Genomic DNA, 6,930 nt, shown 5'->3' on the forward strand with positions numbered 1-6,930 from the left:
AGGAGTTCTGTGTTAGATTCATAAAAGACTTATTTTGCTTTTCTAAGGGCACCGAAGAGAAGTCCTGAAATAATAGCACCTATAATGATTGCGACAAGGTATAGAACCCAGTTGCTTGTCAAGGCAAAGACGAAGATTCCGCCGTGTGGTGCCATCAATTTGATGTCAAATGCTCCGACAAGGGCACCCGTTACTGCTGAACCAACCATAAAACTTGGGATGGCACGAGCTGGGTCAGCTGCACCAAATGGAATAGCTCCTTCTGTGATGAATGACAAGCCCATAACAATGTTTGTTAGACCTGCGTCACGTTCTTCTTCTGTGAATTTGTTTTGGAACAAACGTGTAGCGACAAAGACTGCAAGAGGAGGTACCATACCACCTGCCATAACGGCTGCCATAACGACTGAACCACCATTAGCAAGGGCTGCGGCTGTTAAACTACTTGTCCCAAAGACATAAGCAGCTTTGTTGAAAGGTCCACCCATATCAATGGCCATCATACCACCAAGGATAAGTCCAAGGATAATAGCAGAGCTACCAGATAGGCTATCAAGGAAACCATAAAGAGCAGTGTTGATTGCGGCCATTGGGATGTTGACAAAGAGCATCAAGCATCCTGTGATAAGCACACCAAGAAGTGGATAAAGAAGGATAGATTTGATTCCTTCAAGTGATTTCGGTAAGAATGCTAGCGCCTTCTTAAGGGCTAAAATAACACCACCTGCTAAGAAACCACCAACAAGGGCACCAAGGAAACCTGAAGCGACTTGGTTGCTAGACAATTCTGCTGCACTAGCGACACTGTAATAAGAGATACGACCAAAAGCAATCCCTGATGTTGCCATCGCACCAGCTGTGAAACCAGCTACCAAACCAGGTTTTTCAGCGATAGAGTAGGCAATGTAAGCTGCAAAGACAGAAATCATGAAGCCAAAGGCTGCATTTCCGAGTTGGTTAAAGACAGCAGCGATTTCATGGTAGTTACCAAGGTGACTTAATTGGTCTTTAGGCACCCCCATAAATTGGTCAATCAAGAATGAAATGGCAATGAGAATCCCTCCCCCAATAACGAATGGTAGCATTTGAGATACACCACTCATCAAGTGTTTGTAGAAGGCTGCTCCCAAGCTGAGGTTTTCTTCTTCGGCTTCTGCAGCAGTACCACCAACACCGTTGTAAATGCTTGCTTTGCCGTCAAGGATTTCATTAATAAGTTCTTCTGATTTTTTAATACCGTCAGCTACTGGACGTGAAATCAATGGCTTGCCATTGAAACGACCCATTTCAACTGCTTTGTCCGCTGCAATGATAACCCCTTTTGCTCGTGCAATTTCATCACCAGTCAAACGGTTACCAACACCTGAGGCACCGTTGGTTTCAACACGAACGGTTACACCCATTTCATCACCTTTTTTAATCAAGGCTTCTTCTGCCATATAAGTGTGGGCAATTCCTGTTGTACAAGCTGTAACAGCAACAATCAGTGGGCGTTCGCTGCTAACTGGCGTGCTTTTATCTACTGCTTTAGCTTCGTTTTCTTTTTCAACCGCATCAAAGGCAGCAATCACATCATCAGGCGTTGTCGCTTTTCGTAAGGTATCAGCAAATCCATCTTTCAAAAGGTATTTTGACAATTCCGCAAGCGCTGCTAAGTGGGTGTCATTAGCCCCTTCTGGAGCAGCAATCATGAAGAACAAGTCTGTTGGTTGACCGTCCAATGATTCATAGTCCACACCTTTGCTTGATTTGGCAAAAAGCACTGTTGCTTCTTTAACCGCTTCATTTTTACTGTGAGGCATGGCAATCCCATCTCCTAAACCAGTTGATGTTTGCGCCTCACGGTTCATAATACCTTGTTTAAACACATCAAAGTCTGTTACAACACCGTGTTTGACAAGGTTGGTAATCATTTCATCAATCGCAGCCTCTTTCGTGGTTGCTTTTAAATCCATGATCATGACATCTTTTCTGAGCAAGTCCTGAATTTTCATAGTTTCTCCACCTCTACCTTTTGATAAGTTTCTTTTATGAATTCGGCTGTCGCCAAGTCATCTGAAAATGTAGTTGCTGTCCCGCAAGCGACACCCCATTTAAGGGCTTCAATTGGGTCACCTGATTTGACATATTCGCCTGTAAATCCTGCAACCATTGAGTCACCCGCACCAACAGAATTTTTAACTGTTCCTTTAATTGGTTTGGCAAAGTAGGCAGCTTCTGGTGTGACCAACAAAGCTCCATCTCCTGCCATTGAAATAATCACGTTTTTAGCCCCTTTTGCCAACAATTCACGAGCGTATTTTTCAATATCGGCAAGACCATTTAAGGTGACATCAAAAATCGCAGCTAATTCATGATTATTAGGTTTAACCAAGAGCGGTTGGTAATTTAAGGCATCTAGCAAGGTTTGCCCTTCAAAGTCACACACCACTTCAGCCCCTGTTTGTTTAGCAATTGGAATCAAGGTATTGTACACTTGGTTACCTAGGCTGCTTGGGGCAGAACCCGCAAAGACCACCGTATCATCACTTGTTAAACCTGTCAAAATGCTTTCCAATTCAGCTAATTTCTCATCTGAGATACGTGGGCCGGCACCGTTGATTTCCGTTTCTTCGCCAGCCTTGACTTTGACATTGATACGAGTATCGTCAGCAACCTCAACAAATTGTGTCGCAATGCCTTCAGCAGCTAAGCCATCTGTGATAAAACGTCCTGTGAAACCACCGATAAAACCTGTGGCAGTATTGTCAATTCCCAGATGTTTCAAGACACGGCTAACGTTAATCCCTTTACCGCCAACAAACTTGTCATCGCTTGTCATACGATTCACTTCTCCAATGGTTAAAGTATCCAAACGGACAATAAAATCAATAGATGGATTAAGTGTTACAGTATAAATCATACTTCAATTACCTTCGCCTTCTCTTTTATTTTTTTCATAAGTGTACTGTTGGATTGATTGGTGATAATTCCAAGATTGTCGATAGCAGCTACTTTTGCAAAAGACACATGACCGATTTTGGAAGAATCTGTCACAATAAAGGTCTTTCGAGCATTTTCAATCACTGTTTTTTTAATCACAGCCTCCTCCAAATCTGGAGTAGTCAAAAATTGCTCGTCAATCCCATTGATTCCCAAAAAGGCTTTGTCAAAGTTCAATTGCTTGATTTGCTGGTAAGCTATCGTGCCAATACTAGCGTCTGTCGTCTGTTTGACATGACCCCCAATAATGATTGTCTTGATATCTTTATCGACCAACTTCGCGGCATGATGAATGGAATTCGTGACAACGGTTACATTTGTTTGTGTAATATAATTAAGCAACAATTCATTTGTCGTCCCCGCATCCACAAAAATCACATCATTATCCGAAATAAAAGAAGCCGCTTTTTGAGCCACACACTCCTTGTATTGAACGTTTTTGATAGATTTTTGCTGAATGGTAAATTCTTCTTTGAGAGAACGAGGCAACTCTGCCCCACCATGAACACGGTGCAACTTATGCTCGCTTTCCAATTCATCTAAATCACGACGAACAGTGGATTCTGAGGTGTCTAAGAGGGTCACTAAGTCTTCGATATTAACAAACTGATCCTTGGAAAGTTTTGCCATAATCAACTGTTTTCGTTTAGACTTAAGAATCTTAATCACCTCCATGAAATCGTTTACATTTTATATTATACTCTTTTATAAAAAGATGTCAAGCGATTTCAATCAAATTCTATCATTTTTTATCAAAAAAAAGACCTAGGCAAGTTTACCTAGATCTGATTGGTTTTAATCAATTAAAGATGTTGAGTGAACAACGCGGTTGTCACGGTCAGGGTAAATATATTGAATAGCTTGGTTGATTGCTACTGGTGCTTCACCAAAACCTGTCGCGATGAGAGAAACTTTGCCCTCATAATTCGCCGCATCACCAATAGCATAAACCCCTGGCTGGCTGGTTTCAAACAAAGGTGAAACGTTGATGCTAGAGCGTTTATAGTCCACGTTCCAATTTTTGAGGTTTTTATTAGACGTTGAAAAACCAAAGCTGACAATCAAAGCATCTAATGGCAAATCAATGGTTTCATCTGATTTTACCTTTTGAACAGTCAAACGATTAGCAAAAGTACCATCACCTTCCAAATTCAGTGGCACATAAGGCGTCAAAATGATGGCGTTTGATTGTTCCAGTAATTCAACACTATGCTGGTGGGCACGGAGAGCCTCACGACGGTGAACGATAGTCACACTATTTGCCAAACCATCTAAATGATTAGCCCAGTCCACAGCAGAATCACCGCCACCACAAATCACCACATCTTTGCCAGCAAATTGGTCAAGTTTGTGCACGTTGTAGAATAAATTATTGTCCGCGTAGAAATCTTCACCTTCTAGCCCAAGCATGCGCGGTGCAAAAGCACCATTACCACAAGCGATAACGATAGCACGTGAAAAATGTTGCCCTTTGCTAGTTTCGATAGTGAAAATATCCCCTTCTTTTTCAAAAGCCTTCACTTCCTCTTTCAAACAAATGGCTGTTCTATCTTCAAAACGTTGCAATTGTTTGATGAGATTTTCCACCAAATCTGCAGCTGGAATTTCAGGAAAACCAGGCACATCGTAAATCATTTTTTCTGGATAAAGAATGGCAGGCTGTCCACCAAGCTCCGATAAACTTTCAATGATTTTTACAGAAACCCCACGTAAACCTGCGTAAAAGGCTGCAAAAAGTCCCACAGGACCCCCACCGACAATAGTGATATCATATATTTCACGATTTTCTGACATTAATCTCTCCAACTCCTTGTATATTTCTTCGATAATCGACGATTTATAGGCAATGTATTTATCAATATCTTTAGGGAATAGCTTCGCTGCTTTTTCTTTTACCTCGCCATAAGCCAAAACAGCCTCAGGATGACTACGTAAATAATCACGAAAAGCAAGATGACGCTTCAGTTCAGGCGAATTTTCAGGACAAACATAAATATGATGAACTTGAAGATGCTCTTTGCCTGAGTAAGCAAAAGCTTCTCTACCTTCGATCCCTAAATTTCCCTCATGAACATAACCAATCACTGCTAATTCTTGAATCACCTCAGACAAGTCTGTGTCTATAGCAATCACCAAATCGATGTCAATAATTGGCTTTGCCGAAAGCCCTTGAACAGAAGTACTTCCCACATGTTCTATTTTAAGAATTAAGTCACCTAGAGCAGCTTTAAGCTCTTTGGCAATCTTCTTAAAATCATCTTTCCAACTTTCCTGATAAGACAGAACAAGGACTTCCTTCGTTCGCATAAAACCTCCCCAAAAATAAAGAGACATACAGCCTACATGTCCTCTATTATATCACATATTCTATTCTTGCACGTCTCTCTCTTTGAGAATCTTGCGGAAAATAGCCTCTTCTTCTTTTGTAAAAGCATAATCTTCCAACAAATCCGGTCGACGCTCTAAAGTCTTACGAAGACTTTGTTCAATTCGCCATTTGCGAATATTTTCGTGGTGCCCACTCATCAAAACATCAGGAACTTTCATACCTCTGAAGTCATAAGGACGCGTGTATTGTGGGAACTCGAGCAAACCAGATGAGAACGAATCATCTTGGTGACTCGCTTCTTTTCCAAGAACATTTGGAATTAGGCGAACCGTTGCATCCACAATCGTCATCGCTGCCAACTCTCCACCAGTCAAGACAAAATCCCCCAAGGAAATTTCATCTGTCACCAAGGTCTTAATACGTTCGTCATAGCCCTCGTAGTGCCCACAAATGAAAATCAATTCATCTTCCTGAGCTAATTCTTCGGCGTAGCTTTGGTCAAACGTCCGACCTGCTGGGTCTAAGAGAATCACGCGCGGCTTCTTGGCATCAATCTTATCAATAGTATCAAAAATAGGCTGTGCGCGTAAAAGCATTCCCTGACCACCACCATAAGGTTCGTCGTCCACATGACGAGCTTTTTCTGCATTTTCACGGAAATTATGGTAGTTGATTTCCAACAAGCCTTTTTCCGTCGCTTTCCCAACAATCGAATGCTCCAGCGGGGCAAACATTTCTGGGAAAAGGGTTAAAATATCAATCTTCATCGTCAAGTCCTTCTAAGACATCCACATCCACACGATTACCCGCTATATCAACGTTAAGCACAACTGGCGGAATGTAAGGCAGCAACAAGTCACGTTTGCCTTGGCGTTTTACGACCCACACATCATTGGCACCAGGTTGCAAGATTTCTTTCACCTGACCAATTAAAACATCGTTTTCATAAACGTCTAGTCCGATGATTTCATGGTAGTAAAATTCGCCCTCATCCAAATCAGACAAATTTTCCTCAGCAACTTTCAAGGTGCAACCTTTGTATTTTTCGATATCGTTAATATGGTACATTCCTTTGAATTTCACGATATCAAAATTCTTTTGCTTGCGATGGCTGGCAATTTCCACCTCAAGAAGAAATTGGTCCTTGTCATCAAAAATTGCTAATTTTGAGCCTTTTTTAAAACGCTCTTCTGTAAAATCGGTCACTGACAAGACACGCATTTCACCTTGTAACCCTTGGGTATTGACAATCTTTCCAACGTTAAAATAATTCATGCTTACTCCACTTAACTTAATCTTTATCATTTTACTATGATGGCAATAAAAAACCAGCTGCCACCGCAACTGGTCAAGATAGTCCGTACGGGATTCGAACCCGTGTTACCGCCGTGAAAAGGCGGTGTCTTAACCCCTTGACCAACGGACCAAAATCAATGATGTTACCACCAATGAACTCACTGGGGTAGCTGGATTCGAACCAACGCATGAGGGAGTCAAAGTCCCTTGCCTTACCGCTTGGCTATACCCCAAAACAACAAAAACTATTTTACCCTAGTTTAGCTAAGGTGTCAATACCTTTTTGAATATTTTTTCAAAAAAAAATAGAAAAAGAGCAGAAA

The 6,930-nt window shown here is 41.5% G+C and carries 6 protein-coding genes, 2 tRNA genes and 1 pseudogene; all 9 read right to left on the minus strand.

Features of this window, described 5'->3' with window-relative positions; genetic code table 11:
* Nucleotides 1–29: 29 nt before the first annotated feature.
* The 9 genes and pseudogenes from B3R79_RS05805 to B3R79_RS05845 all read right to left on the minus strand — a co-directional run bounded on the left by B3R79_RS05805 (nt 30) and on the right by B3R79_RS05845 (nt 6,840).
* The gene (locus B3R79_RS05805) at nt 30–1,994 is read right to left on the minus strand and encodes a PTS fructose transporter subunit IIABC (protein WP_293695550.1); all 1,965 of its coding nucleotides are present in this window, start codon (nt 1,992–1,994) and stop codon (nt 30–32) included.
* Nucleotides 1,991–2,902, minus strand: a complete 912-nt coding sequence (gene pfkB / locus B3R79_RS05810; protein WP_293695553.1) for a 1-phosphofructokinase — start codon at nt 2,900–2,902, stop codon at nt 1,991–1,993. The genes B3R79_RS05805 and pfkB overlap by 4 nt, the downstream gene beginning before the upstream one ends.
* Nucleotides 2,899–3,657, minus strand: a complete 759-nt coding sequence (locus tag B3R79_RS05815; RefSeq protein WP_272869839.1) for a DeoR/GlpR family DNA-binding transcription regulator — start codon at nt 3,655–3,657, stop codon at nt 2,899–2,901. Before B3R79_RS05815 ends, pfkB begins: the two co-directional genes overlap by 4 nt.
* 120 nt (nt 3,658–3,777) lie before the next feature.
* Nucleotides 3,778–4,776: an NAD(P)/FAD-dependent oxidoreductase gene (locus tag B3R79_RS05820; protein ID WP_293695559.1), complete on the minus strand. Its 999-nt coding sequence runs from the start codon at nt 4,774–4,776 to the stop codon at nt 3,778–3,780.
* 27 nt (nt 4,777–4,803) lie between these two features.
* Nucleotides 4,804–5,316, minus strand: a pseudogene (locus B3R79_RS05825) (GrpB family protein); the annotation flags it as partial.
* A 33-nt stretch (nt 5,317–5,349) separates the two neighbouring features.
* Nucleotides 5,350–6,078: a tRNA (guanosine(37)-N1)-methyltransferase TrmD gene (gene trmD, locus B3R79_RS05830; RefSeq protein WP_293695556.1), complete on the minus strand. Its 729-nt coding sequence runs from the start codon at nt 6,076–6,078 to the stop codon at nt 5,350–5,352.
* The gene (rimM, locus tag B3R79_RS05835) at nt 6,068–6,586 is read right to left on the minus strand and encodes a ribosome maturation factor RimM (RefSeq protein WP_154454591.1); all 519 of its coding nucleotides are present in this window, start codon (nt 6,584–6,586) and stop codon (nt 6,068–6,070) included. Before rimM ends, trmD begins: the two co-directional genes overlap by 11 nt.
* 79 nt (nt 6,587–6,665) lie before the next feature.
* A tRNA-Glu gene (locus tag B3R79_RS05840) sits at nt 6,666–6,737 on the minus strand.
* Between the two features lie 31 nt (nt 6,738–6,768).
* Nucleotides 6,769–6,840: transfer RNA gene (locus B3R79_RS05845), tRNA-Gln, on the minus strand.
* Between the last annotated feature and the right edge of the window lie 90 nt (nt 6,841–6,930).

The organism is Streptococcus sp. UBA3373, assembly GCF_002360305.1.
In the GTDB taxonomy this organism is placed as follows: domain Bacteria; phylum Bacillota; class Bacilli; order Lactobacillales; family Streptococcaceae; genus Streptococcus; species Streptococcus alactolyticus.

Coding starts and splice junctions, on each gene's coding strand:
- B3R79_RS05805 (WP_293695550.1), bottom strand. CDS start 1,994: ATGAAAATTCAGGACTTGCTCAGAAAAGATGTCATGATCATGGATTTA.
- pfkB (WP_293695553.1), bottom strand. CDS start 2,902: ATGATTTATACTGTAACACTTAATCCATCTATTGATTTTATTGTCCGT.
- B3R79_RS05815 (WP_272869839.1), bottom strand. CDS start 3,657: ATGGAGGTGATTAAGATTCTTAAGTCTAAACGAAAACAGTTGATTATG.
- B3R79_RS05820 (WP_293695559.1), bottom strand. CDS start 4,776: ATGTCAGAAAATCGTGAAATATATGATATCACTATTGTCGGTGGGGGT.
- trmD (WP_293695556.1), bottom strand. CDS start 6,078: ATGAAGATTGATATTTTAACCCTTTTCCCAGAAATGTTTGCCCCGCTG.
- rimM (WP_154454591.1), bottom strand. CDS start 6,586: ATGAATTATTTTAACGTTGGAAAGATTGTCAATACCCAAGGGTTACAA.